The 26,341-nt window shown below is 60.1% G+C and carries 23 protein-coding genes; 11 read left to right on the top strand and 12 right to left on the bottom strand.

Annotated features, from left to right (window positions below; all coding sequences use genetic code 11):
• The first annotated feature begins 80 nt into the window (after nucleotides 1-80).
• Genes FIV35_RS03580 through FIV35_RS03570 form a run of 3 tightly spaced genes read left to right on the top strand, consistent with a single transcriptional unit; the run spans nucleotide 81 to nucleotide 4,878 of the window.
• Nucleotides 81-1,046 carry an HlyD family secretion protein gene (locus FIV35_RS03580; RefSeq protein ID WP_034139740.1) on the top strand — a complete coding sequence of 322 codons (966 nt, stop codon included), beginning with the start codon at nucleotides 81-83 and terminating at the stop codon, nucleotides 1,044-1,046.
• Nucleotides 1,043-3,760, top strand: a complete 2,718-nt coding sequence (rbbA, locus tag FIV35_RS03575; protein ID WP_034139741.1) for a ribosome-associated ATPase/putative transporter RbbA — start codon at nucleotides 1,043-1,045, stop codon at nucleotides 3,758-3,760. Before FIV35_RS03580 ends, rbbA begins: the two co-directional genes overlap by 4 nt.
• A complete protein-coding gene (locus tag FIV35_RS03570; RefSeq protein ID WP_034139742.1) occupies nucleotides 3,760-4,878 on the top strand; it encodes an ABC transporter permease in 1,119 nt (372 codons plus the stop codon). Before rbbA ends, FIV35_RS03570 begins: the two co-directional genes overlap by 1 nt.
• Nucleotides 4,879-4,897: 19 nt before the next feature.
• Here FIV35_RS03570 and FIV35_RS03565 read toward each other — a convergent pair whose 3' ends face one another.
• On the bottom strand, nucleotides 4,898-5,314 hold the full coding sequence (locus FIV35_RS03565; protein ID WP_034101391.1) for a flagellar basal body-associated FliL family protein: 417 nt from the start codon (nucleotides 5,312-5,314) through the stop codon (nucleotides 4,898-4,900).
• A 149-nt stretch (nucleotides 5,315-5,463) separates the two neighbouring features.
• Between FIV35_RS03565 and FIV35_RS03560 the strand changes: the two genes are divergently transcribed.
• The gene (locus FIV35_RS03560) at nucleotides 5,464-6,441 is read left to right on the top strand and encodes an NADPH:quinone oxidoreductase family protein (RefSeq protein WP_034139743.1); all 978 of its coding nucleotides are present in this window, start codon (nucleotides 5,464-5,466) and stop codon (nucleotides 6,439-6,441) included.
• 216 nt (nucleotides 6,442-6,657) lie between these two features.
• Complete coding sequence (glpT, locus tag FIV35_RS03555) at nucleotides 6,658-7,995, top strand: glycerol-3-phosphate transporter (protein WP_034139744.1); 1,338 nt, start codon at nucleotides 6,658-6,660, stop codon at nucleotides 7,993-7,995.
• Here the strand turns inward: glpT and FIV35_RS03550 are convergent.
• Nucleotides 7,992-8,645: a gamma-glutamylcyclotransferase gene (locus FIV35_RS03550; protein ID WP_034101394.1), complete on the bottom strand. Its 654-nt coding sequence runs from the start codon at nucleotides 8,643-8,645 to the stop codon at nucleotides 7,992-7,994. The genes glpT and FIV35_RS03550 overlap by 4 nt on opposite strands.
• Before the next feature lie 324 nt (nucleotides 8,646-8,969).
• Between FIV35_RS03550 and FIV35_RS03545 the strand changes: the two genes are divergently transcribed.
• Complete coding sequence (locus FIV35_RS03545; protein ID WP_034139745.1) at nucleotides 8,970-9,452, top strand: hypothetical protein; 483 nt, start codon at nucleotides 8,970-8,972, stop codon at nucleotides 9,450-9,452.
• Here FIV35_RS03545 and FIV35_RS03540 read toward each other — a convergent pair.
• The 6 genes from FIV35_RS03540 to FIV35_RS03515 form a co-directional block, all read right to left on the bottom strand.
• Nucleotides 9,449-10,417 (bottom strand): CDP-6-deoxy-delta-3,4-glucoseen reductase, encoded by a 969-nt coding sequence (locus tag FIV35_RS03540; RefSeq protein ID WP_034139746.1) that lies wholly within the window; start codon nucleotides 10,415-10,417, stop codon nucleotides 9,449-9,451. The two genes, FIV35_RS03545 and FIV35_RS03540, sit on opposite strands and share 4 nt — an antisense overlap.
• Nucleotides 10,417-11,883, bottom strand: a complete 1,467-nt coding sequence (gene ubiD / locus FIV35_RS03535) for a 4-hydroxy-3-polyprenylbenzoate decarboxylase (protein ID WP_034101397.1) — start codon at nucleotides 11,881-11,883, stop codon at nucleotides 10,417-10,419. Before ubiD ends, FIV35_RS03540 begins: the two co-directional genes overlap by 1 nt.
• A 59-nt stretch (nucleotides 11,884-11,942) precedes the next feature.
• Entirely contained in the window at nucleotides 11,943-13,946 is a 2,004-nt protein-coding gene (locus FIV35_RS03530; RefSeq protein ID WP_034139747.1) for an acyltransferase family protein, read from the bottom strand.
• 156 nt (nucleotides 13,947-14,102) lie between these two features.
• Complete coding sequence (gene rho, locus FIV35_RS03525; RefSeq protein ID WP_016973082.1) at nucleotides 14,103-15,362, bottom strand: transcription termination factor Rho; 1,260 nt, start codon at nucleotides 15,360-15,362, stop codon at nucleotides 14,103-14,105.
• A 233-nt stretch (nucleotides 15,363-15,595) separates the two neighbouring features.
• Complete coding sequence (trxA, locus tag FIV35_RS03520) at nucleotides 15,596-15,925, bottom strand: thioredoxin TrxA (protein WP_034101399.1); 330 nt, start codon at nucleotides 15,923-15,925, stop codon at nucleotides 15,596-15,598.
• 121 nt (nucleotides 15,926-16,046) lie between these two features.
• Nucleotides 16,047-16,745 (bottom strand): FadR/GntR family transcriptional regulator, encoded by a 699-nt coding sequence (locus FIV35_RS03515; protein WP_034139748.1) that lies wholly within the window; start codon nucleotides 16,743-16,745, stop codon nucleotides 16,047-16,049.
• A 255-nt stretch (nucleotides 16,746-17,000) separates the two neighbouring features.
• Here FIV35_RS03515 and FIV35_RS03510 point away from each other — a divergent pair, with 255 nt between their 5' ends.
• From FIV35_RS03510 to FIV35_RS03495, 4 genes are read left to right on the top strand one after another with little or no spacing between them, the layout of a single operon-like run.
• A complete protein-coding gene (locus tag FIV35_RS03510; RefSeq protein ID WP_034139749.1) occupies nucleotides 17,001-17,786 on the top strand; it encodes a transporter substrate-binding domain-containing protein in 786 nt (261 codons plus the stop codon).
• Nucleotides 17,787-17,803: 17 nt separating this feature from the next.
• Complete coding sequence (locus tag FIV35_RS03505) at nucleotides 17,804-18,472, top strand: amino acid ABC transporter permease (protein WP_034139750.1); 669 nt, start codon at nucleotides 17,804-17,806, stop codon at nucleotides 18,470-18,472.
• The gene (locus FIV35_RS03500) at nucleotides 18,469-19,119 is read left to right on the top strand and encodes an amino acid ABC transporter permease (protein ID WP_034115425.1); all 651 of its coding nucleotides are present in this window, start codon (nucleotides 18,469-18,471) and stop codon (nucleotides 19,117-19,119) included. Before FIV35_RS03505 ends, FIV35_RS03500 begins: the two co-directional genes overlap by 4 nt.
• Nucleotides 19,106-19,843 carry an amino acid ABC transporter ATP-binding protein gene (locus FIV35_RS03495; RefSeq protein WP_034101404.1) on the top strand — a complete coding sequence of 246 codons (738 nt, stop codon included), beginning with the start codon at nucleotides 19,106-19,108 and terminating at the stop codon, nucleotides 19,841-19,843. Before FIV35_RS03500 ends, FIV35_RS03495 begins: the two co-directional genes overlap by 14 nt.
• Here the strand turns inward: FIV35_RS03495 and FIV35_RS03490 are convergent.
• The 4 genes from FIV35_RS03490 to FIV35_RS03475 all read right to left on the bottom strand — a co-directional run bounded on the left by FIV35_RS03490 (nucleotide 19,815) and on the right by FIV35_RS03475 (nucleotide 24,325).
• On the bottom strand, nucleotides 19,815-20,348 hold the full coding sequence (locus FIV35_RS03490) for a DUF1120 domain-containing protein (RefSeq protein ID WP_034139751.1): 534 nt from the start codon (nucleotides 20,346-20,348) through the stop codon (nucleotides 19,815-19,817). The genes FIV35_RS03495 and FIV35_RS03490 overlap by 29 nt on opposite strands.
• Nucleotides 20,338-22,839, bottom strand: a complete 2,502-nt coding sequence (locus FIV35_RS03485; protein WP_080761491.1) for a fimbria/pilus outer membrane usher protein — start codon at nucleotides 22,837-22,839, stop codon at nucleotides 20,338-20,340. The genes FIV35_RS03490 and FIV35_RS03485 overlap by 11 nt, the downstream gene beginning before the upstream one ends.
• A 7-nt stretch (nucleotides 22,840-22,846) precedes the next feature.
• Nucleotides 22,847-23,545 (bottom strand): fimbria/pilus chaperone family protein, encoded by a 699-nt coding sequence (locus FIV35_RS03480; protein WP_318253860.1) that lies wholly within the window; start codon nucleotides 23,543-23,545, stop codon nucleotides 22,847-22,849.
• Nucleotides 23,546-23,668: 123 nt separating this feature from the next.
• Nucleotides 23,669-24,325 (bottom strand): DUF1120 domain-containing protein, encoded by a 657-nt coding sequence (locus FIV35_RS03475; RefSeq protein WP_034139754.1) that lies wholly within the window; start codon nucleotides 24,323-24,325, stop codon nucleotides 23,669-23,671.
• 445 nt (nucleotides 24,326-24,770) lie between these two features.
• Between FIV35_RS03475 and ppx the strand changes: the two genes are divergently transcribed.
• Nucleotides 24,771-26,273, top strand: coding sequence for an exopolyphosphatase (gene ppx / locus FIV35_RS03470; protein WP_034139755.1), 1,503 nt, complete (start codon nucleotides 24,771-24,773; stop codon nucleotides 26,271-26,273).
• The last annotated feature ends 68 nt before the right edge of the window (nucleotides 26,274-26,341 follow it).

The following is a 26,341-nucleotide window of genomic DNA, read 5'->3' as shown; positions in this document are numbered from 1 at the left end:
CTTGCGCTTCATTTGACCGGTATCAACGCCCACAGCGGCAATACCGTCAAACTAGGACGCTAACGCCGCAGGATGCTTCCATGTCGACGAACCATCGCGCCTCTCAGTTGTTTGCCACACTCCTGATCGCATTGCTGCTCGCCGCCGGCGGGTTCGGTTACTGGAAATCCACTCAAGACCGCCTGCCCGAAGGCCTGAGCATGGGCAATGGTCGCCTGGAATCCACCGAAGTGCAGATCGCCGCCAAAATTCCCGGTCGCCTGGCCGAAGTGCGGGTGGACGAAGGCGACAAGGTGCTCAAGGGCCAATTGCTGGCGCGCATGGACACCCGCACGCTGGAGGCCCAGCGCGCCCAGGCCGAAGCCGAAGTGTTGCGCGCCAAGGAAAATCTCGCCGCCGCCGAAGCCAATGTGCAATTGCGCCAGAGCGAACAGTTGCTGGCCAACCAGGAACTCAAGCGCACCCAAGAGCTGTACAAGCGCGGCTTCGCCAGCAGCCAACTGATCGATCAGCAACAGGCGCGGCACAACACCGGCAATGCGGCCGTAGTCGCCGCACAGGCCCAGGTCAATTCGGCCAAGGCCGCCATCGGCGCCGCCCAGGCGCAGGTGGCCCAACTCAGCAGCGAAATCGATGACAGCAGCCTGCGCGCCCCCATCGACGGCATCATTCAACTGCGCCTGGCCGAGCCCGGTGAAGTGCTGGGTGCCGGTGGCCGCGTGTTGCTGCTGATCGATCCCGAAGATCAATACATGAACCTGTATTTGCCCGCGTCGGTGACCGGTCGCCTGACGGTGGGCAGCGACGCCCGCATCCTGCTCGATGCCCTGCCCCAGCAAGCGCTGCCGGCGAAAATCACCTTTGTCGCGGCCAAATCGCAGTTCACCCCCAAAGAAGTGGAAACCCGCGATGAGCGGCAAAAACTGGTGTTCCGCGTCAAGCTGCGCCTGACCCAACCCAGCGCCGTGCCCCAAGCCAAACCCGGCATGCCGGGCGCAGGTTACGTGCGCACGGCCGACATAGACTGGCCGGCCAACCTGCAATGACCGGCCTGGCGCTGCACGCCACGGGGATCAACCACCGCTATGGCCAGCAACAGGCGCTGGTCGATATAGCCTTCAGCCTGCCCGCCGGTACGCGTTGCGGGCTGATTGGCCCGGACGGCGCGGGCAAGTCCAGCTTGCTGGGCTTGATTGCCGGGGTTAAAAAGCTGCAGGACGGCCAGCTCGACGTACTCGGCGGCGCCATCACCGACCGCCGCCACCGCAACAGCTTGTACCCGCGCATCGCCTTCATGCCCCAGGGACTGGGCGGCAACCTGTACCCCGAGCTGTCCATCTGCGAAAACATTCGCTTCTTCGCCACTCTGTTCGGGTTGTCGAAGGCCGAGTGTGACCAGCGCATGCACAGCCTGCTGCTGGCCACCGACCTTGAACGCTTCGCCGAGCGCCCTGCCGGCAAGCTGTCCGGCGGGATGAAACAAAAGCTCGGCCTGTGCTGCGCGTTGATCCATGAACCAGACCTGCTGATCCTCGACGAGCCCACCACTGGTGTCGACCCGCTGTCGCGCCGACGTTTCTGGGAACTGGTCGAAACGGTGCGCGGCGAACGTCCGCAACTGACGCTGCTGGTCGCCACCGCCTACATGGAAGAAGCCGAGCAGTTCGAACACTGCCTGATGCTTGATCGCGGCACGCTGATCGCCAATGGCTTGAGCCGTGAACTGGCCGCCGCCACTCCCAGCGGAAAATTGGATGAAGCATTCACCCACTTTCAGGGCGACGGCGCTCACGACAAACCGCCGCTGGTGATTCCACCGAGGGAAAGCACCAGCGCCGACATCGCCATCGAGGCCCACGACTTGACCCTGCGCTTTGGCGACTTCACTGCGGTCAACAAGGTCAGCTTCGCGATTGGCCGAGGGGAAATCTTCGGTTTCCTCGGTTCCAACGGCTGCGGCAAGACCACCACCATGAAGGTCCTCACTGGGCTGATGCCCGCCACTGAAGGCAGCGCGAAACTGTTGGGCAAGACGGTGGACGCCAAAGACCTGGCCACCCGCAAGCGCGTGGGGTTCATGTCCCAGAGTTTTTCCCTGTATGGCGAACTCAGCGTGCGCCAGAACCTGGCGCTGCACGCCCAACTGTTCGACTTGCCCAAGGCCGACAGCGGCCCGCGCATCGACGAACTGATCCAACGCTTCGAGTTGGGCGACGTGGCCGGGCAACCGTCGGGGGAGTTACCCCTGGGCCTGCGTCAGCGCCTGTCCCTGGCGGTCGCGGTGCTGCATCGCCCGGAAGTGCTGATCCTCGATGAGCCGACCTCCGGCGTCGACCCGGCCGCCCGGGATGATTTCTGGCGGTTGCTGATCGAGCTGTCCCGCGAGCAAGGGGTGACGATATTTCTGTCCACCCACTTCATGAACGAGGCCCAGCGCTGCGACCGCATCTCACTGATGCACGCAGGTAAAGTGCTGGCCTGCGACACGCCGCACGCGCTGCAACAACAATTCAAGGGCGAGACCCTGGAAGCCGCGTTCGTCACCTGCCTGGAGCAGGCTCAAGGCGAAGCCGAACCCGCCGCGCCGAGCCAAACCGCCAGCGAAGCCAGCGCACCGCCGCAGAGCAAGCGCGGCTTCAGCCTGGCGCGCCTGTTGGCGGTGGCCAGCCGTGAAGGCAAAGAGCTGTTGCGCGACAAAGTGCGCATGGCCTTCGCGCTGCTCGGGGCGATGTTCATGATGGTGATCTTTGGCTACGGCATTTCCCTGGATGTGGAAAACCTGGCGTTCGCCGTTTATGACCAAGACCAGACCCCGCAAAGTCGCGCCTACTTGGAAGCGTTTCGCAGCTCGCGCTATTTCGCCGAACGACCGCCCATTCAAGATGCGAACGAACTGCACCGGCGCCTGCAACGCTCGGAAATCAAACTGGCATTGGAAATCCCACCGGGCTTTGGCCGCGACCTGTACGCCGGGCGCCAACCCACGGTGGCCGCATGGCTCGACGGCGGCATGCCGTTCCGCGCGGAAACCAGCCGTAACTATGTCGAAGCCGTACACCTGGGCAATCTCCAGCAATTGGCCGAGCTGAGCAGCCTGCCGCGCGGCAGCCAGGGCGCCGCCAAACTCGAAACCCGCTTTCGCTACAACCAGGACGTGGTCAGCGTGAACGCCATCGGCCCTGGGGTGATGGCACTGATCCTGGCGTTTATCCCGGCCATGCTTACCGCGTTGGGCATCGTGCGGGAAAAAGAGCTGGGCTCGATCACTAATTTTTACGCAACACCCCTGACGCGCCTGGAGTTTCTGCTGGGCAAACAGGCGCCATACCTGGTGGTGAGTCTGGTCAACCTGGCCGTGCTGGTGGCCATGAACCGCTGGCTGTTTGGCGTGCCGTTCAAGGGCAGCGGCCTGACGCTGGCGTTCGGTGGGCTGCTGTATGTGCTGGCCACCACCAGCATGGGCCTGCTGATTTCTGCATTCACACGCACCCAGATCGCGGCGATCCTCGGCACGATGATCATCACCAGCCTGCCGACCATCCAGTTCTCCGGGCTGATCGTGCCGCGCTCATCCCTGGAAGGCGCCGCGGCGCTGATGGGCATGCTGTTTCCGGCCGGGCACTTTTTGGATATCGCGGTGGGCACCTTTACCAAGGCTCTGGATCTGCGCCAGCTGTGGCCGCAATGCCTGGCGCTGTTCGGGTTCTTTGTCGGGTTCACCGGGTTGAGCCTGGTCATGCTCAAGAAGCAGGAGGTCTGATGCATAAGTTCGCGCACATCCTGCGCTTGGGCCTGAAAGAACTCACCAGCCTGCGCCACGACAGCGTACTGCTGCTGTTTCTGTTCTACGCGTTCACCGTGGCCATCTATATGCCCGCCGCCGGCTCAGTGATCGGTGTGCATAACGCCAGCGTGGCGCTGGTGGATGAAGACCACAGTGCCCTGTCCCGACAACTGGGCGAAGCACTGCAACCGCCGGAGTTCCAGACGCCAGCGCCGTTGCCTTACCACCTGTTGGACAAGGCCATGGACAGCGGCGAGTACACGTTCGTGATCAATGTGCCGGCCAATTTTCAAGCCGACTTGCTGGCCGGGCGCCAACCCAGCGTGCAGGTCAACGTGGATGCAACGGCCATGAGCCAGGCATTCATGGGTGCCGGTTACATTGGCAGGATTTTCCAGCGCGAATTGTTGAGCTACAGCGGCCAGGCCGATGCCGCCGCACAGACACCGGCGCTGCTGACCACCCGCTCGCTGTTCAACCCCAACCTGGAAGGCGGCTGGTTTTTGGCAGTGATCCAGATCGTCAACAACATCACCATCCTGGCCATCGTGCTGACCGGCACCGCCCTGCTGCGCGAACGCGAACACGGCACGCTCGACCATTTGCTGGTGCTGCCCCTGACGGCGCTGGAAATCATGCTGGCAAAAATCTGGAGCAACATGCTGGTAGTGGTGCTGTGCACGTGGGTGTCATTGGAAGTGGTGGTCAAAGGCTTGCTGGGTGTGCCGCTGGCCGGCTCATTGGGGTTGTTTCTGTTTGTGACGGCGTTGTACCTGTTCGCCAGTACGGCGCTGGGGATTTTCCTCGCCACCCTCGCCCGCTCGACCCCGCAATTCGGGCTGCTGGCGATTCCGGTGATCATCCCGATGCTGTTGCTATCAGGCGGCAGCACGCCTTTGGACAGCATGCCGGAGTGGCTGCAATGGGTGATGCAGGGCTCGCCGTCGACGCATTTTGTGAGTTTGAGCGCGGCGATTCTATTCCGCGATGCGGGGGTAAGCGTGGTATGGCCGGATTTGCTGGCGCTGGCGGGAATCGGCCTGCTGTTTTTCGCCGTGGCGCTGGCGCGGTTCAGGAAGAGCCTGGCGTCCTGAGACCGCGCACCTGGCGCGCTTACTGGATGATCAAGTTGTTGAACAACAGGTCTTCGACCATGGGCTTGCCGGTCTCGTCGTTCATCACTTGCTGGGTTTGCTTCAGGGCTTCCTGGCGCAGTTTTTCCTTGCCCTCCACGGTGCTCATCGCCTCGTTGGTCTGCTGGGTGAACAACGCCACCAGTTGGTTGCGGATCAACGCGTCGTTGGCTTTAACGGCGGCGGCGGCTTCGGTGCCGGTCACGCGCAGGGCGATGTCGGCCTTGAACACCTTGAGTTTCGCCGTGCCATCCAGGCCGTAATTACCCACGAACGGCGGGCTCAAGCTGATATAGCTGACTTTCGGCGCCTCGCCCTCTTTGCCTTCCTTGGCTTCTTCGGCCTGTACCGCCATCGGCAGGATCAGGGCCAGCATCAACAGAATCCGCGCTTTCACAATTCATTCCTCACATTCGGTGCCCGGTAGCATAACGCTAGCAAGGCTGAGCACAAGCTTATGGCCACTTATCAGGCCGGGGCATGCTTGTTGACCCTGGGGCCTGCCCTCCTACACTTATCGGCCACGACGCCAAAAGGAATAGTCCGATGAAAGCTGTGCTGTGCAAAGCCTTCGGCCCCGCCGAAACCCTGGTGCTGGAAGATGTCGCCAGCCCGGCGATCAAGAAAAACGAAATCCTGCTGGACGTGCATGCCGCCGGGGTCAACTTCCCGGACACGCTGATTATCGAGGGCAAATACCAGTTCAAACCGCCCTTTCCGTTCTCGCCGGGTGGTGAAGCCGCAGGGGTGGTCAGCGAAGTGGGGGAGAAAGTCAGCCACTTGAAGGTCGGCGATCGGGTCATGGCCTTGACCGGCTGGGGCAGCTTTGCCGAACAGGTCGCAGTGCCCGGCTATAACGTGCTGCCGATCCCTGCCAGCATGGATTTCAACACCGCCGCCGCGTTCAGCATGACCTACGGCACCTCAATGCACGCGCTCAAACAACGGGCCCACCTGCAACCCGGCGAAACCCTGCTGGTGCTCGGTGCCTCCGGTGGCGTGGGCCTGGCCGCGGTGGAAATCGGCAAAGCCATGGGCGCCCGGGTGATTGCTGCCGCCAGCAGCGCCGACAAGCTCGCAATCGCCAAGGCTGCGGGCGCCGACGAATTGATCAATTACAGCGAAGCCAGCCTGAAGGATGAGATCAAGCGCCTCACCGACGGCAATGGCGCGGATGTGATCTACGACCCAGTGGGCGGCGACCTGTTTGACCAGGCTATTCGCGCGATTGCCTGGAACGGCCGCCTGCTGGTGGTGGGGTTTGCCAGCGGGCGCATTCCCGAGCTGCCGGTGAACCTGGCGCTGCTTAAAGGCGCGGCGGTGGTCGGCGTGTTCTGGGGCTCCTTCGCTCAGCGCCAGCCGCAGGATAACGCGGCGAATTTCCAGCAATTGTTTGGCTGGTATGCCGAGGGCAAGCTCAAGCCGCTGGTGTCGCAGGTGTATCCGCTGGAACAGGCGGCCCAGGCTATCAACGATCTTGGGCAGCGCAAGGCTGTCGGGAAGGTCGTCGTCCAGACCCGCTGATCGCCATCTGAATGTGAGTAATGTGGGAGGGGCAATCCCCCCACATTTCCTAGAAAAGCCTAAAACGACATAAACCTGCCTATTTGCGGCATGTTCATAAAAGAACATGCAGTTACGCCGTTTTCCTGTGTTTGACCTCAAGAGGCGATGCTATTTTCGGTAACGAAACTGTAACATTCGCATCCGCAGTCAAAACAAGAAATCTGGAGCTCTTGAATGTTTGCTTTCTTTCGTCCTGCCGCGCACCAGGCGCCCCTGCCTGAAGAAAAAATCGACAGTACTTACCGACGTCTACGCTGGCAGATCTTCGCTGGCATTTTCTTCGGTTATGCCGGGTACTACCTGCTGCGCAAAAACTTCTCCCTGGCCATGCCTTACCTGATCGAAGACGGTTACAGCCGCGGCGAACTGGGCTTGGCGATGTCGGCTATCGCGATTGCCTACGGCCTGTCCAAGTTCCTGATGGGCCTGGTATCCGACCGTTCCAACCCGCGCTACTTTTTGCCCTTTGGCCTGTTGGTCTCGGCGGGCGTGATGTTCATTTTCGGTTTCGCGCCTTGGGCGACGTCCAGCGTGACCATGATGTTCATATTGCTGTTCATCAACGGCTGGGCCCAGGGCATGGGTTGGCCGCCGAGCGGGCGCACCATGGTGCATTGGTGGTCGCAGAAAGAACGCGGCGGCGTGGTGTCGGTGTGGAACGTGGCGCACAACGTCGGCGGCGGCCTGATCGGCCCGCTGTTCTTGCTGGGCATGGCCTGGTTCAACGATTGGCACGCGGCATTCTACGTGCCTGCCACGGTGGCCTTGGCAGTGGCGGCGTTTGCGTTCATCACGATGCGTGACACCCCACAATCGGTTGGCCTGCCGCCTATCGAGCAATACAAGAACGACTATCCCGAAGGCTACAACGCCAGCCACGAAGACGAATTCAGCGCCAAGGAAATCTTCGTCAAATATGTGCTGCGCAACAAAATGCTCTGGTACATCGCCTTCGCCAACGTATTCGTCTACCTGCTGCGCTATGGCGTACTGGACTGGGCACCGACTTATCTCAAGGAAGCCAAACACTTCACGGTGGATAAATCCTCGTGGGCTTACTTCTTCTATGAGTGGGCGGGTATCCCGGGCACGCTGCTGTGCGGCTGGATGTCGGACAAAATCTTCCGTGGCAACCGTGGCCTGACCGGCATTGTGTTCATGGGCCTGGTGACCGTGGCGACGCTGGTGTACTGGCTCAACCCGCCGGGCAATCCGACGGTGGACATGATTGCGCTGGTCTCGATCGGCTTCCTGATCTATGGCCCGGTAATGCTGATCGGCCTGCAGGCGCTGGAGCTGGCACCGAAGAAAGCCGCCGGCACCGCCGCGGGTTTCACGGGTCTGTTCGGTTACCTGGGCGGCTCGGTGGCGGCAAGTGCGGCCATGGGCTACACCGTTGACCATTTCGGCTGGGACGGCGGCTTTGTGCTGCTGATCGGCGCGTGCCTGCTGGCCATCGCATTCCTGATCCCGACCCTGTGGCACACCAACAGTGTCAGCTCGGCCCGTTAAGCGCCTGAGCATCCTTTTGCACACCGCTTGAGCCGCGCCTCCAGGTTTTTATCTGGCATGGCGTGGCTGCGCAGGGCGTTGACGGTCTGCTCGACATAATCGCGGGTCGTACCGTAACGCCCACTCGCGCTTTGCAGCACATGGTTAAGCACGATATCAGGTAAGTTGCCGGCGTAGCTGGGCAAATGCCGCTCCAACACAAACCCCAGCGCTTGCACCTGCGTGCCATCCTCCAACCGACAACTGAGCCAATGCGGCCGGTACGAGGGATAAGGCATCTCGCGCTGCCACAAGGCATACAGCGAGGCTTCCAGCTGATCTTCCGGCAAGCGATAAGCAAACCCGCTGCATGACCCACCGCGATCCAAACCGAATACCAACCCCGGCAATTCCGGCGTACCACGGTGCTCGTGGGACCACAAATACAGGCCACGGTGATATCCGTGGACCCGGGCCCGTACCCGCTCGGTCGACGAGCATTCCGGCCGCCAAATCAATGAACCATACGCAAATAGCCAGACCGGCCCACCCTTATGCCGGGCCATGGTGGCCTGCATGGAGCTCATTAACTGTTCGTGGGTAAGTTGCGGTCCCAGATCGAGCCGCGGAGGGTAAGCCAACTGCAGAAGATCGGTTTCAATGGCGGTCATGGCGAAAAGCGGTGCGCCTCCTGTGTAACCAGCTGTAAGCGACTTTAGCGCAATAAAACGCGCCGCAGGAACCGTTTAGGCCAAAAGTATGGGGTGTGCTGAACCTGCGGCCTTGGGGATATAGCTTAGGGATATCCACCGGGGACAATAAATACCGGAAGTGAATAAGCAGAGATATAAGGCCAACGGCCATTCGTCAGGATTGAAACCCATAATCCCGCTACTTTCAGCCCCGGTTCAGCCTGGGGCACGTTCCTGCCGTCAAAATGATGTGCCGATCACGACCCACTAGCCGCCGCCCCCACCGACTACCGAGGTCGCCCCATGAAAAAATTTCGACTGCCAGGACTGTTGTTTCTGGCCCAGGCCACCACCGCACTGGCCGCCGAACCGCCGCCTGGCGAAGACGACAAAGGTTTCTGGTATGCGCAGACCAGCGTCTACACCCGGCATTTCTCCCCCGACCCAGACCACAATAACCATCAGGACCTGATCGGCCTTGAACGCAATGAAGCCTCAGGCTGGGTGTATGGCGGGGCGACCTTCCGCAACTCGTTCAGCCAGCGTTCGTACTACGTCTATGGGGGCAAACGCTATGACATGGCGGATTACCCGGTGTACGTAAAACTGACCGGCGGCGCGCTTCAGGGCTATCGCGGCAAGTACCGCGACAAGATCCCACTGAACGGCCTCGGCGTGGCGCCGGTGATCATTCCGTCGGTGGGCACCCACCACGGGCCGGTGGCGGCGGAGCTGGTGCTGTTGGGCTTCAACGCGGCAATGCTCACCGCGGGCGTGCGCTTCTAGGGTCGGGGGGCGTAGGCAAATACGTCAGCGCGCATCTGATGCGCGTCCATGCCGGCTTCGACCAGCGCATCCAACGTGCCATAGATCATCGCCGGTGAACCGCTGGCATAGACGTGCACGGCCTTCAGGTCGCGGATGTCTTCGCACACCGCTTCATGCAATAGCCCACAGCGCCCTTCCCAACCGCACAGGTCGCTGACGACCTTGTGCAGAAACAGGTTGGGCAGTTGCTGCCATTGCGTCCAATGCTCGATTTCGTAGAAGTCCTCCGGGCGGCGCACGCCCCAGTACAGGTGTACCGGGTGCTTGAAACCGGAAGCGCGGCAATGCTCGATCAGGCTGTGCATCTGCGCCATACCGGTGCCTGCGGCGATCAGCACCAGCGGGCCGTCGGGCAGCTCGGCCAGGTGAGTGTCGCCAAACGGCAGTTCCACACGCGCTATCTGATCACGCTGCAGTTGGGCCAGCAGGTTGCGTGCGCTGTCTTCACGGGCCAGTACATGCAGTTCCAGCTCACGCCCAGAATGGGGTGCCGAGGCCAGGGAAAACGCCGACTTCTCCCCGTTATCCCGTTCGATCATCAGGTATTGCCCGGCGTGGTAACGCACCGCCTTGCCGGCAGGCGCGCGCAGGCGCACTCGCCACACATCGCCACCCACGTCGACGCACTCGCTCAATTGGCACGCCAACTTGCGCAGCGGCAGCTCGCCGGGGGCCAGCACGCCATCCCACAACACAACGCAGTCTTCCAGCGGCTCGGCGATGCAGGTGAAGAATTCACCGTGGTCACGCACTTCACCGGCTTGCTGCACGCGGCCTTCCACCAGCAGTGCGGCGCACACATGGCATACACCGTTGCGGCAGGCCTGGGGGCATTCATAACCCAGGCGACGGGCGCCTTCGAGAATCCGCTCGCCAGGGACCAGATCCAGTACAGCACCGGAAGGTTGCAGGGTTACACGCATCAATCTATTCCCAATTCTTTCCAGATCGCATCGACACGCGCGGTCACGGCTGCATCCTTGACGATCACCCGGCCCCATTCGCGGGTGGTTTCACCCGGCCACTTATGGGTGGCATCCAGGCCCATCTTCGAGCCCAGGCCCGACACCGGCGACGCAAAGTCGAGGTAGTCGATTGGCGTGTTATCGATCATCACCGTATCGCGCTTGGGGTCCATGCGCGTGGTGATGGCCCAGATCACGTCGTTCCAGTCCCGAGCGTTGATGTCGTCGTCGGTGACAATAACGAACTTGGTGTACATGAACTGTCGCAAAAACGACCACACACCCAGCATGACCCGCTTGGCATGGCCTGGGTACGACTTCTTCATAGTGACCACGGCCATGCGGTACGAGCAGCCTTCCGGCGGCAGGTAGAAATCGGTGATTTCCGGAAATTGCTTCTGCAGGATCGGCACGAACACTTCGTTGAGCGCCACGCCGAGGATGGCCGGCTCATCCGGCGGCCGGCCGGTGTAGGTACTGTGGTAGATCGGCTTGATCCGATGCGTGATGCGTTCAACCGTGAACACCGGGAAGCTGTCGACTTCGTTGTAATAACCGGTGTGGTCGCCGTAGGGGCCTTCATCGGCCATCTCACCGGGGTGAATCACGCCTTCCAGGATGATTTCCGCGGTGGCCGGCACTTGCAGGTCGTTGCCGCGGCACTTGACCAGTTCGGTGCGGTTGCCACGCAACAGTCCCGCGAAGGCGTATTCGGAAAGGCTATCCGGCACCGGCGTTACGGCACCGAGGATGGTGGCCGGGTCGGCGCCCAAGGCCACGGAGACCGGGAACGGCTGGCCGGGGTGTTTTTCACACCACTCACGGAAGTCCAAAGCGCCGCCACGATGGCTCAGCCAACGCATGATCACTTTGTTACGGCCGATCACTTGCTGGCGATAGATGCCCAGGTTCTGGCGATCCTTGTTCGGGCCCTTGGTGACGGTCAGGCCCCAGGTGATCAACGGGCCAACATCGCCTGGCCAGCAGGTCTGCACCGGGAGCATGCCCAGGTCGACGTCATCGCCTTCGATGACCACTTCCTGGCACACGGCGTCCTTGACCACTTTGGGCGCCATCGCAATGATCTTGCGGAAAATCGGCAGCTTGGACCAGGCATCCTTCAAGCCTTTGGGCGGCTCGGGCTCCTTGAGGAACGCCAGCAGCTTGCCGATTTCACGCAACTCGCTAACCGACTCGGCACCCATGCCAAACGCGACGCGCTCGGGCGTGCCGAACAGGTTGCCCAGCACCGGGATATCGAAGCCGGTCGGCTTTTCGAACAGCAGCGCCGGGCCCTTGTTACGCAGGGTGCGGTCGCAAATCTCAGTCATTTCCAGCACCGGGGAAATCGGCATCTGGATACGTTTCAACTCTCCGCGCTGCTCAAGTTGCTGCACGAAATCCCGAAGATCCTTGAATTTCATTAACCATGCCACCCGTAAAATAGGCGTACATCCTACCTGCTCTTACGAGCGCTGGCAGCTTATTGAACGACATTGCGGCTTACATCCGACTCAATCGACGCGTTGCGCAAGGTGCGGAAGAAGGGCTCGAGAAAACCTTGTACGAACAGGGTGCCAGAGATCGAGAGATGGTTGTCATCGGTATACAACGACTTGCCAGCCAGTTCGACCCGACACCATCCATTTGTATCGCAGAGCTTCGGCGCAGGGTCGAGCAACTGAACGCCTGAGTCGGCCGCCGCCATGCGCTCAAATAGATTGCTGATATAGGCCTGTCGCTGCATGTGCTCGGCCAGAGGCAGACCTTCTCGGTCGGTCGGGCGCCCCAACATCGCCAGGCGGCTGAGCCGGTATGGCACGTTGAAATCCTGCAACGGCACCTCTTTGACCAACCATACGCGGTGCCCCTGAGCACGCAGCTGCTGCACCAGCGCGCCAAGCCCTTCGGTGAAGAGCTGCTCAGCGGTGGCACGGTCATATTTCCCCGTTGCCGGATCATGAATAGAAGCCCCCGTATCACCATTGCGCTGACCATACACGTAGAGACTCCAGCGAGCCGCCAGTACCACATCGCTGAACGGTTCGTCCTTTATCAACTGCGTTACACGATCATTGAACGCTCTGCAGCCAGGCGTATTTTCTTTGCGATAAAACGGCAGACAACCGGCGTAACCAGCCTGGGTAATGTTGAGGTGATACTGGTTCGCGCTGTCTTTCAACGCAGGAATCAAGGCCGATGCGTGACTGTCACCCCAGACCAACGCCTTGGGCGCCGCGGCCTGAGGACCGAAATGGCAGAACGCTCGGTGCTTGTTTTTTTTGTCATCCGACAAGCAATTCATGAGTGCCGGGCTCCAAGTGTGGGTTTGCGCGAACTGCAAGGCCTCGGGCGACAATCGCCACGCAACCCCGCTCGACCACACCAAGCCTTTGCCCATCATGCCCAGGCCCAGCAGCACGATGACACCCGTTACCAGAATCGAGCGGTTCCCGGCCAAGAGTCGGCGCTCACGAAACGGCCCCTCCACAAATCGCCAGGATAAATACCCTAGAACCAGGCTGAGTACGAACAGTGCTGCGAGCGCCCAAGTCGACAGCCCATAAATACTGGCGTACTTGCCAAAAACCAGTACCGGCCAGTGCCACAGGTACCAGGAATAGGAAATCAAGCCTATGCCCACCAGCACGCGGCTACCCAGCAAACGTGCGACCAGAGTGGGGTGTTGGCCATTAGCCCAAATCAGCCCGACCACGCCCAATACTGGCAGTAAGGCTGCGGCGCCAGGGAAGGCCGTGTCCGCGTCGTAACCCAATATAGCCACAAGGATCAGACCCAAGCCGAGCAAACTGACTGTTTGCGCCAACGCTGGGCTCATTTGTTTGGCCCGTACCGGCATAACCGCCAGCATGGAGCCTGCCAGCAGCTCCCAGGCACGCATGGGTAGCAGGAAAAAAGCCTTTTCCGGGTGATGAAATACCGCCCAGGCGCTCGCTCCAAACGACACAAGCATCAGTACGCACAATACGCTGCGCCATTGCTTGATCCGACTCGATACAAATACCAGCACGAGTGGAAAGGCCAGGTAGAACTGCTCTTCGACAGATAAGGACCAGGTATGCAGCATTGGCTTCATATCGGAGGCGGTCTCGAAGTAACCGTCCTGACGCATGAAGAACAGGTTGGAGATAAAGATCACCTGGTTGTGTATCGAGCGCCCCAACTCGGAGTAATCCTTTGGCGCCATCAGAAACCAACCAACCACCAACGATATGGACATCATGACAATCAGCGCTGGCAGGATACGCCGGGCTCGCCTTGCCCAAAAATCGAGAAAGCTGAAACGTCCTGCTTCACGCTCGCGCCAGATGATCGACGTGATCAGAAATCCTGAAATCACGAAGAACACATCAACGCCGACAAATCCCCCAGAAACTCCTGGAACCCCAAAGTGGAACAGAACGACAGCCAGGACAGCGATAGCACGCAGGCCGTCGATGTCTCTGCGGTAAGCAAGAGTGGTCATAAGAAATGTGGTCAGTCTCTGACGAAAGGGATAAGCGTAGTCGCGCGTACAATTTTTGTTACTTAACGGACAGTTATGCCATGAGAAATGCTGCATCAGGACGCAAAAAAAATGGCGCCCTGTTCGGGCACCATTTTTTTAAGCTGAAGCGTCGTATTACTTGCGCTTCATCGACAAGAAGAACTCATCGTTGGTCTTGGTGGTTTTCAGTTTATCCACCAGGAACTCGATGGCTGCCACTTCGTCCATCGGGTGCAGCAGCTTGCGCAGGATCCACATACGCTGCAGCTCGTCATCGGCGGTCAGCAACTCTTCGCGGCGGGTGCCGGAACGATTGATGTTGATGGCCGGGAAGACGCGTTTTTCTGCGATACGACGGTCCAGGGGCAGTTCCATGTTGCCGGTACCCTTGAACTCTTCGTAGATCACTTCGTCCATCTTCGAGCCGGTCTCAACCAGCGCGGTGGCGATAATGGTCAGCGAGCCGCCTTCTTCGATGTTCCGCGCGGCGCCGAAGAAACGCTTGGGTTTCTCCAGGGCGTGAGCATCGACACCACCGGTCAATACCTTGCCGGAGCTAGGGATGACGGTGTTGTAGGCACGGGCCAGACGGGTGATGGAGTCGAGCAGGATCACCACGTCTTTCTTGTGTTCGACCAGGCGCTTGGCCTTCTCGATCACCATCTCGGCAACCTGCACGTGGCGGGTTGGCGGCTCATCGAACGTGGAGGCAACCACTTCACCGCGCACGGTTCGCTGCATCTCGGTCACTTCTTCCGGACGCTCATCGATCAGCAATACGATCAGATGAACTTCAGGATTGTTACGTGCGATGTTCGCTGCAATGTTCTGCAGCATGATGGTCTTACCGGCTTTCGGCGGCGCAACGATCAAGCCACGCTGGCCCTTGCCGATCGGTGCGCAAAGGTCGATCACGCGGCCGGTCAAGTCTTCGGTGGAACCGTTACCGGCCTCCATCTTCATGCGCACGGTCGGGAACAGCGGCGTCAGGTTCTCGAAGAGAATCTTGTTTTTCGCGTTCTCGGGACGATCGAAGTTGATCGTATCGACCTTGAGCAGGGCGAAATACCGCTCGCCTTCCTTCGGAGGACGGATCTTGCCCACGATGGTGTCACCGGTGCGCAAGTTGAAGCGGCGGATCTGGCTCGGCGAGACATAAATATCGTCTGGGCCGGCGAGGTAGGAAGCGTCTGCAGAGCGGAGGAAGCCGAAGCCGTCCTGGAGAATCTCCAGCACGCCATCACCGGAGATTTCCTCGCCGCTTTTCGCGTGCTTTTTCAGCAGGGAGAAAATCACGTCCTGCTTGCGCGAACGGGCCATATTTTCTATGCCCATTTCTTCGGCCAATTGGAGCAGGTCGGTAATCGGCTTTTGCTTGAGTTCAGTCAGATTCATATAGGAATGACGTAATCATTTATGGAGGGGGAAATTAAGCTTTTGGCTTAATGAGGCCGCGCCGCGGAGAAGGCGACAGGATCGCGTACTAATCGAAAAGGAGTGCGTCGGCGACGGCTTGCAGGGGGCAGTGGAGAAACCAGTGCGGGGCCGAATGTAACACCTGAATTTCGGAGCGTCTAGCCCTGTTTTACGAAAAAGCCCCGCTATTTGCGGGGCTTTTTTGACGACGCTTAGATGTTCGCGTCGATGAATGCAGCCAACTGCGACTTCGACAATGCGCCCACTTTGGTCGCTTCAACGTTGCCGTTCTTGAACAGCATCAGCGTAGGAATACCACGTACGCCGTGTTTGGCAGGCGTTTCCTGGTTGTCGTCGATGTTGAGTTTGGCAACGGTCAGTTTGCCTTCGTAGGTGGTTGCAATGTCGTCCAGAACCGGAGCGATCATTTTGCAAGGGCCGCACCACTCAGCCCAGTAGTCAACCAGCACCGGGCCTTGAGCCTTGAGTACTTCGGCCTCAAAGGTCGCGTCCGTGACGTGCTTGATAAGATCGTTGCTCATGGATGTCTCCGGATTGTAAGCAAAAAAAACGTTGCCCATCATAGCCGCCCTTCCCCCGTTCAGGAAGCCGCCTCTGATTGAGTCTCGCTATGGCGATCAATGAGTTTGGATATTGCCTTATTCAGGGGGTGGCAGGGGTCAAGAACGCGATGCCGGTACGTAACGCCGCGTTGCGTACGTGCTGCTGCATGGTTTTCTGCGCCGCAGCACTGTTGCGTTGAGCCAGGGCGCGGAGGATTTTGCGATGCTCTTGCCAGGTTTCCATGGCCCGCTCCGGCCGGATGAACGGTAGTTTCTGACTCTCCAGAAACACCTCGGCGCTGGCACTAAGGATGCTGACCATCGCTCGGTTACCGCTGGCGAGGAGAATGCGCTGGTGAAATTCAAAGTCCAGCCGCGCAGCCGCTTCGAAATCACCGGCCTTGAGCACCTGACGCATTGCCTCGACGTTGTCTTCCAGGCTGTCTAACGCCTCGATGGTCAGCGTGACCGCCGCCAACCCCGCGGCAAAGCCCTCCAGGGCATAGCGCAACTGAAAAATCTCCAACGGCGTGGCCTGCGCCGCGAAAGGCCAGGCAAAACCCGCCGACGGCTCCTGCGCGGTTTGCACGAACACACCTTTACCCGGTTGCACACTGACCACACCCAGAGCGCTCAGGGACGACAACGCTTCGCGCAATGACGCCCGACTCACGCCCAGTTGCACGGCCAACTCACGCTGAGACGGCAGGGCATCGCCTGGGCCGAAACCCTGCTCCTTGATCAGTTTGCGGATGGCCTGCAACGCCGCCTCCGGTACCGCTTGGGCGATGGAATTCATAAAAAACTCAAGGTTTCAGTCAACTGAGCGGCTAGTTGTAAAGCTATTCGCAGTCGCCGGCAAGTCACGCCCTAAAGGCGCTCGCGAGGTTTTAGCGGCGCTCGAAAAGGGTGCAAAAAACTTGCTTACTGTTCAGACCAGTAAGACCAATACACGCCAGTAAAACCCAGCCTCGCAGCGCAATCGGCTACGACTGGCATGGGCTGTGCACTGACCACTGACAGAACATTCCTTCGCCTTTCTCGGAGAGTTGCCATGACCAAGCGCTACAGCGCCCTGCTGACTGCCCTGTTTGCCAGTCTGATGCTGAGCCACGCACCCGCCCAGGCCAACGGGCTGGACGATATCGTGGCCCGTGGCACCTTAAAGGTTGCCGTGCCGCAGGATTTCCCGCCGTTCGGCTCGGTCGGCCCGGACATGAAGCCCCGTGGCCTGGACATCGACACCGCCAAGCTGCTGGCCGACCAGCTCAAGGTCAAGCTGGAGCTGACCCCGGTCAACAGCACCAACCGTATCCCCTTCCTCACCACCGGCAAAGTCGATCTGGTGATATCCAGCCTGGGTAAAAATCCCGAGCGCGAGAAGGTCATCGACTTTTCCAAGGCCTACGCGCCCTTTTACCTCGCCGTGTTCGGCCCGCCCGAGGCCGCCATCGCCAGCACCGACGACCTCAAGGGCAAAACCATCAGCGTGACCCGTGGCGCCATCGAAGACATCGAGCTGACCGCCGTGGCGCCCAAAGAAGCCACGATCAAACGCTTCGAAGACAACAACTCGACGATCGCCGCCTACCTGGCCGGCCAAGTCGACCTGATCGCCAGCGGCAACGTAGTGATGGTGGCGATCAGCGAGCGCAACCCCAAACGCGTACCGGCACTGAAAGTGAAGCTCAAGGATTCGCCGGTGTACGTGGGCGTGAATAAAAACGAGCCGGCGCTGCTGGAGAAGGTCAATCAGATCCTGGTCGCGGCCAAGGCTGACGGCAGCCTGGAAAAGAACGCGATGCAATGGCTGAAAGAGCCGCTGCCCGCCGATCTGTGAAGCCACGGAGCTGACTGATGGCGTATCAATTTGACTTTGTTCCGGTGCTGGCCAACACCGACCTGTTGTTGCGGGGTGCGCTATTTACCCTGGAATTGACGGCTATCGGCGCGATCCTCGGCGTCGCCCTGGGCACCGTCGGTGCAGTAGTGCGTGCCTGGAAAATCCAGCCTCTGGCCTGGTGCTTTGGGGTCTATGTCGAGTTGATCCGCAATACGCCATTCCTGGTGCAGCTGTTCTTCATCTTCTTCGGCCTGCCGTCGTTGGGATTGAAAATCACCGAATGGCAAGCCGCCGTACTGGCGATGGTGATCAACCTGGGGGCTTATTCCACGGAGATCATCCGCGCGGGCATCCAGGCCGTTCCTCGCGGGCAACTGGAAGCCGCCGCCGCACTGGCGATGACCCGCTTCGAAGCCTTCCGTCATGTAGTGCTGCTGCCGGCGCTGGGCAAGGTGTGGCCAGCCCTGAGCAGCCAGATCATCATCGTGATGCTGGGGTCGGCGGTGTGTTCGCAGATCGCCACCGAAGAATTGAGTTTTGCCGCCAACTTCATCCAATCCCGCAATTTCCGCGCCTTTGAAACGTATGCCCTCACCACGCTGGTGTACTTGTGCATGGCGCTGATGATTCGCCAGTTGCTCAATTGGATCGGCCGTCGCTTTGTGATGAGGAATAGCCGATGAGTGATTTTTCATTCTGGGACATTGTGCGCAACCTGCTTACGGGCCTGCAGTGGACGTTGCTGCTGTCGCTGGTGGCATTTATCGGCGGCGGCCTGATCGGTTTGCTGGTGATGACTCTGCGCATCAGCAGCAAGGCATTTCCACGCAATGTTGCGCGCACCTATATAGAGCTGTTCCAGGGCACACCGCTGTTGATGCAGTTGTTCTTGGTGTTTTTCGGCATCGCGCTGCTCGGCGTGGATATTTCGCCCTGGCTGGCGGCGGCGATCGCCCTGACTTTGTTTACCAGTGCCTACCTCGCCGAGATCTGGCGCGGCTGCGTCGAGTCAATCGCTCATGGGCAGTGGGAAGCCTCCGCCAGCCTGGCACTCAACCCGCTTGAGCAACTGCGTTATGTGATCCTGCCTCAGGCCCTGCGTATCGCCGTGGCGCCGACCGTGGGGTTCTCGGTACAGGTCGTAAAAGGCACCGCCGTGACCTCGATTATCGGCTTCACCGAACTGACCAAGACCGGCGGCATGCTCGCCAATGCCACGTTCGAGCCCTTTATGGTCTACGGCCTGGTGGCCCTTGGTTACTTTTTGCTCTGCTACCCCTTGTCCCTCAGTGCGCGCTACCTGGAAAGGAGACTGCATGCCTCTGCTTAGAATTTCGGCCCTGCATAAGTATTACGGCGACCATCATGTCCTCAAAGGCATCGACCTCACGGTTGAAGAAGGCCAGGTCGTGGCGATCATCGGTCGCAGCGGCTCGGGCAAATCCACCTTGCTGCGCACCCTCAATGGCCTGGAGTCGATCAACGATGGGGTGATCGAAGTCGACGGAGAGTACCTCGACGCCGCACGCGCCGACCTGCGCAGCCTGCGGCAGAAAGTCGGGATGGTGTTCCAACAGTTCAACCTGTTCCCGCACCTGACCGTGGGCGAAAACGTCATGCTCGCGCCCCAAGTGGTGCAGAAAGTGCCCAAGGCCAAGGCCGCCCAACTGGCTCGGCAAATGTTGGAGCGCGTTGGGCTGGGTGAGAAATTCGATGCCTTCCCCGATCGTCTGTCCGGCGGCCAGCAACAACGGGTCGCCATTGCTCGCGCCCTGGCCATGTCGCCCAAGGTGCTGTTGTGTGACGAAATCACCTCGGCCCTGGATCCGGAACTGGTCAACGAGGTACTCAGCGTGGTGCGCCAGTTGGCCAAGGACGGGATGACGCTGATCATGGTGACCCACGAAATGCGCTTCGCCCGGGAGGTCGGTGATAAGTTGGTCTTCATGCACCAGGGCAAGGTGCATGAAGTGGGCGATCCCAAGGTATTGTTCGCCAACCCACGTACCCCCGAATTCGCGAACTTTATCGGCTCAGTGGAGCAGTCGGGCTGACCAGCTCGAAACGGCCCCTCCCCTCCAGCACCGCGTGACTGCGCACCTGCAGGGCGTCGGAGGGCAGTTCGGTGTCGATTTGCACCTGGGCGGTCAAGCGCTTGCCAACCGCCCGGGTGGACAGTACCTGCCCTGGCAATAGCTGCCCGCCAACGGGCTCACCGGCAAGCTGTACCGGCGCCCACTCGACAGCATGCCCATCCACCTGGGCCTGCTTGAGTGTCAGACGGAAGTGCCCCTGACGGCCAAACCGGAAACCTTGCCCATCGGCGGCTCCGACAAATCGCAGCGCGATGGTCGCAGGCTCCATGCACAGCACGCTCAAGTGCAACATGCGCGTCCCCAGTACGAGGGTGGGGCTGTGTGTCAGCGGCTCATTGCGAATCACCCCATAGTCGACCGTCGGCTGGCTCACGGACAACCGGCAGTTCTGCGCCTGTACTGCCTCGCTCATCGCCATCGTGCAGAACAGTAAGAGGCCCAGTTTCTTCAGCTTAACGGCCATGGCACACCGCCGATGTTGTCTGGTAGAACGTGTCATTGTCGGGCTGGGTCCCGGGAGTAAGCCTGAGCTGGCAAGTAGAAGAATCCGACAAAGAAACCCGCAACGCCTGGGAGTCGTTCATGTCATTCAGGAAAATCATGCCGTCACCCACGACGCTGGTCAGGAAACGGTTGTTTTTATCGAACACCGAAGCACCCTGAGGCAATGGTCGGCCCTGTTCATCGGTGCCGGTGACCAGCACCCGGCGCACTTTCACCACGTCGAACGCCACGCTGTTCACCGACCCGCGGGCGGCAGCGAGGGTGTGCGTGCCGTTCTTCAGGTCCACACGTTTGGGCAAGGACTGGGTCTGTACTTCGATACGACTGTCGGTATAGGCCGGCAACCCGGGGATCACCGCCTGCCCGCTGAAATCGGTCCATACCGGGCCGTGCGGGGTACTGATTTTGGCGGCTCCGATATCGCCCACCGAGACAATGCCAAAGGTGTCCTGCACGGCATACGGCGAGAACGTCAAACCGCCTCCGTGGGCCACGACGCCGCCGCGCAACTGCCCGGAATAATCGGTGCCCTGGGGGTTGCGACTGACCCCCATGCCCACTCGGGTGTAGCGTGGCATCAGGTCCAACTGACCGCGCAACGTTTGCTCCCGCGCACTGAGGTCACGCTCGACGCCCACTTCGTAGTTCACGTAGTCGTTGACCCGCTCGGTAAGGGCGGTGCCAGCCCGCGCGCGGTCCCCACGCCGACTGATATAGCTGTTGACCCGACGATCACCGCCCAGGGGCACGGTCACCTGCAAGCGCACCGACAGATCATCGTCGAGCGCCGAATCACGCCAGCTACCGCCCTGGGTAGCGTCATGCCGTTTGCGGGTGCCACCCACCTGCGAATCGGCGATCAAGGTGACGTCGGCATGGCTGAATGAGCGGTTCCATGAGGCGAACAGGTGCTCGGTGGTGTGCCCGTCGAATGAGTTGCTGCGCATATAGCCCAAAGAGAATGCCCCCAGCGCGGGGTCGATCCAGCTCACTCCGGCGGTGTATTGATGCTTGAAACGAGAGTCCAATTCATCGGTCTTGGACGAGCGACCCGCCTCAAGCACTTCGCGATAACCACGCGTCTGGGTGGTAGCGCTGAGGCTCAGGTCCATATCGGCGGACACCGGGCTGCTCACGCTTAGGCTGCTGCGTGAACCGGACACCGCATTAAGACTATCTCGGGAAAGGTTATGGCGAGCACCCACGTTAACGCGTTGGAAAAACACGCTGCTCAGCGTGCCTCCGGCCGCCCAGTAATCATCGGTACTCAACAGGCCAAAGCCGGCGGATGAGTCGCGCCCCAGGCCCCAGGTACCACTGCCCATGGCGACGATGGGTGACGGCGCGTCTTCATGGGTGTTCTCACGCATCTTGCCCAAGGCGAAGTAATAGCCGGGTGCCGCGGGAGCAGCACCGGCAAACGAAGCCGCCGGCACCACAAAACTGCGCGTGCCTCCTCGCACATCGATCACGCTGACTTCCAGGTCGCTGGTGCCATTGAGCAGCGGCAAACCGGTCAACCGAAAAGGCCCTTCGGGCACCAGCGTGCTATGGATCAAGGCACCCGACTGACGCACTTCGATCCTCGACTGGCTCTGGGCCAGCCCCTCAACCACGGCATTGTTGCTGCCCGCCGGCACGCGGGATTGACCATCTGGAAAAAACTGCACACCGGACAGTTGGAGGCCACCGAACTGCGGGTTATTGCTGGACAACTGGCCGACCTGGAAGGTCGATTGCAACGCGCCGATATCCCGCTGGGCATAGGCATTCAAATGTTCGGCGCGGGCCTCGCCATTGTCGGACACATAGTATTGGCGACTGCGAACGATCCAATCTCCGAGATTGAACCCCGCCTCGGTATAAGCCGATACGAACCGGCTCGCACCGCTGCGCGAATGGCTATCGAACCCCTGCACGTCATAGTTGAACAGCGCCGCCGCCCCGCCCCGGGCAAAGTGCCCAGCCTCCCATTGCGGCTCGCGCAGCGCCTGCGTCGGCACCACCAGCGCGACCTCATCGTTACCGGGCCGCAGCCGCACCATCGTATTAGGGAAAGCCCCCAGGAAGTCATGACAGGCCTGAGTCGCATCAGCCGTCTCTTGGATAATGCCACTCGGTTTGACTAACCCGGCCTTATCGAGCAGCCCGGCGGTAAAACACAGTTGCCCATGCGCATCGAACCGCGCCTCCACCAACCCGAGCGGGTTGCCATTGAGCCGCAACCCGACCACATGCACACCCTCACGAAAACGCGGGGCCGTGCGGAAATAGTCGGAGACCTTCGGATCAATACCGTGGGCAGTCAGCGCCGCCAGGTCAAACCCCTCGCCCAATTCCAGGGCAGGCAGCGCGCCAGGCAAACTCCACAAAGTCGCGACCCCCATCAACAGCGTGGGCCGACAGGGCCAGAGCGATGCCAGAAGTCGGTTACTCGACAGGTTTATCATGAGTCGATCAACCCTCGCCGGCATTGATCAAAGCTCGGTAGTTGTCTGCGGAAAAACCGTAGACAGTGGCGGGCTGAATCTCTACAGCAGCCACCCCCTCCAGAGCGCCTTCGACGCTCAATGTCAGCGCCTCCCCCGGCAAAATGTAGGTTCGGGGCAATGTTGCCAGGGCCTTCTGTGGCAGCAGCAGCACCTCCGGCGCTAGACGCACGACGTAGGCACTGTCGTTGTGAACGCTGAGCGCCTCGCCCACGTGCTTCCACTTCAGCAGTTCCCAGGGGCTGTGATGCAGAGGCAGACCGCGCGGATGCAGGATCAGCGGCAAGTTCTGCCGCAAGGTGATACCGATGGTCGCACGGCCTGGCGCACGGGCCTGGGGGATGCCTTCGAAGGACACGCGTTTCAATCGCTGGGTTTTCAGCGGCTCCTTCAAGGTGCCGATGAAGCGCACCAACTGGGTTTCGCCCGCCTCCACGCGCGTAATGGGCGGCGTCACGATTAAAAGCGGCTCCACATCTTCCGGTACGTTTTCGATCACCGAGTGAAGCAACGCCGGCGTCGCGTCAGTATTTTTGATAGATATCGTCGCTTCGCCCTGGTCTTCATAAAATACAACTACCGTGGTCTCCGGCAACATGCCGTCTGCTATCACAGCACCGCTAAACCAAAGGCAAAAACTGGCACATAACACACGCGCACTATTTATTACTGAAAGACTAAGCACTCAGTGTTCCCCACGCCCTTTAAGTTGACCATTGATAGCCAAGCCCCCCCTATAAAAACAGCCGATCGGAAATAGGAAACTTCTGATCGGCCGCAAATAAGTGGCTTAGATGTAACTCAACTCAAGCGTCGCACGCCCATCCAGAACGGTATCGCGCGACAGGTCCAGGTCCTGGCCCCGATTAATGACGGCGCGCACTTCGAGGGTGCCGGTCAGTTGACTGATCGCGGCTGGAGCGACAGCCGTGGTGTTGCGCCAGGAATACTGACTAGGGGCCTGGGCCACTTTGCCATCCGAGTTTTGCCAGGCGCCGGTGCCGACACGCACGATGGGAGCCAGCGTGCTGGTGGACGAACGCAGGTCTTTGAGGGTGATGGCGAAACCACCGGTCCTGCGGCCGCCAACGGCACCCAGGCCATAGTTGTGGGCTTCGGTATAGCCGGCCCCCAACGCATTGAGGATGCCAGGGACCTTGCTGGCGCCCTGCAGGTCGACGAACTTCAATCCGAACTTGGCTGGGGTAGTGCCGCAGTTAATGCTCAGGGGAGCGGTCTTGGGCAGCAATGGGTTGAACGCCGTTGGCAGCAATTGGCCGGAAGGGATGGTGCCGTAATCGACAATGCCGCCACCGGTCATGCTGAGGTTGCAGGCGGCGGGTTTGATCGTGCCCCTGACGATCAGTTCGGCGCTGCTGGAAGCGTGAGCGTTGATGGCCGCAGCCAGGCAAGCAATACCGAAAGTCAATCCAACAATCTTTTTCATAAGGGTCCTGTCACAGAAGTTATCAGGCGCATTTATTTATTGTTCCTAACGGCAACAATAAATAAATAACACCACGGCACTATTGCCGAGTGACAGTCTGTCCCTTTAGCACCCGACTAAAAAATGAGACAACACCTCAGTTACTGTGGGAGCGATAAAAGATTATTGTCGGCCAAGCGTAAACCCAGGGTAGGCCCCGACAAGGCAATAAATAAAATACCGACATGAAAGGTGTAGGCAAAATCATAATTCGCACTACAACAGGCAAAAGTTAAAACTTCCTACAAGAACACACGAGGACGCTACAGCGACCAAGAAAGATAACCTACTTTTCCTACAGCCAATTCTTATGGGCGGCCTCAGCGCAATTCCCTAAGCACTACGCGTTGGCGTCAGCGGTCGATCGTGGCACGATGGCGAGGTTATCGACCGAGACCCCCAAACCATGCCGCAATCCCAAGCCAAGAATCTGTCCCTGATCGCCGCCATCGACCTGGGCTCCAACAGCTTTCACATGGTCGTGGCCAAGGCCCAGAACGGTGAGATCCGCATCCTTGAGCGGCTCGGCGAAAAGGTGCAACTGGCCGCCGGGATCGACGACGAGCGCCAGCTCAATGAAGAATCCATGCAGCGCGGGCTCGATTGCCTCAAGCGTTTCGCTCAATTGATCAACGGTATGCCCCTGGGCGCCGTTCGAATCGTCGGTACCAACGCCCTGCGCGAAGCGCGCAACCGTGGCGAATTCATCCGCCGCGCCGAAGAAATCCTCGGCCACCCCGTGGAAGTCATCTCCGGCCGTGAGGAAGCACGCCTGATCTACCTCGGCGTGTCACACACCCTGGCCGATACCCCCGGCAAACGCCTGGTGGCGGACATCGGTGGCGGCAGTACCGAGTTCATCATTGGCCAGCGTTTCGAGCCGCTGCTACGCGAAAGCCTGCAGATGGGCTGCGTCAGCTACACCCAGCGTTATTTCAAGGACGGCAAGATCACCCCGGCGCGCTACGCCCAGGCCTATACGGCTGCGCGGCTGGAGATCATGAGCATCGAGCACGCCCTGCACCGCCTGACCTGGGATGAAGCCATTGGCTCATCCGGCACCATCCGCGCCATCGGCCTGGCTCTCAAGGGGGGCGGGCACGGCACCGGCGAGGTCAACGTCGAAGGCCTGGCGTGGCTCAAGCGCAAACTGTTCAAGCTGGGGGATGCCGAAAAAATCGACTTCGACGGCATCAAGCCCGACCGACGCACGATCTTCCCGGCCGGCCTGGCGATTCTCGAAGCGATTTTCGACGCCCTCGAACTGCAACGCATGGACCACTGCGATGGCGCCCTGCGTGAAGGCGTGCTGTATGACCTGCTGGGCCGTCACCACCATGAAGACGTGCGTGAGCGCACGCTCAGCTCATTGATGGAGCGTTATCACGTCGACCTGGAGCAAGCGGCCCGCGTTGAACGCAAGGCGCTGCATGCCTTCGACCAAGTGGCCGAGGACTGGGGCCTGGAAGACGGCGTCTGGCGCGAACTGCTGGGCTGGGCGGCCAAGGTGCATGAAGTGGGCCTGGACATCGCTCACTACCACTACCACAAGCATGGTGCTTACCTGATCGAGCACTCGGACCTGGCCGGTTTCTCCCGGGAAGACCAACAGATGCTCGCGCTGCTGGTGCGCGGCCATCGCCGTAATATCCCCAAGGACAAATTCGCGGAATTCGGTGACGACGGCATCAAACTGATTCGCCTGTGTGTGCTGCTGCGTTTTGCGATCCTGTTCCACCACATCCGTGGCACGCAGGAGATGCCCCAGGTCAAACTGCGGGCCGATGGCGACAGCCTGGAAGTGATGTTCCCCAAAGGCTGGCTGGAGGAAAACCAGCTGACCCAGGCGGATTTTGCCCAGGAAGCAGAATGGCTGACGCGGGTGGGGTTCAGTCTGAACCTGCGCTAGAGAACACCGAAAACAAATTTGGGAGGGGGCTTGCCCCCGATGAGGGAGTGTCAGTCAACAGATTCATT

The sequence above is a fragment of the Pseudomonas rhodesiae genome, from assembly GCF_007858255.1.
GTDB lineage: Bacteria > Pseudomonadota > Gammaproteobacteria > Pseudomonadales > Pseudomonadaceae > Aquipseudomonas > Aquipseudomonas rhodesiae.
This window is presented reverse-complemented; position numbering and strand designations above follow the sequence as displayed.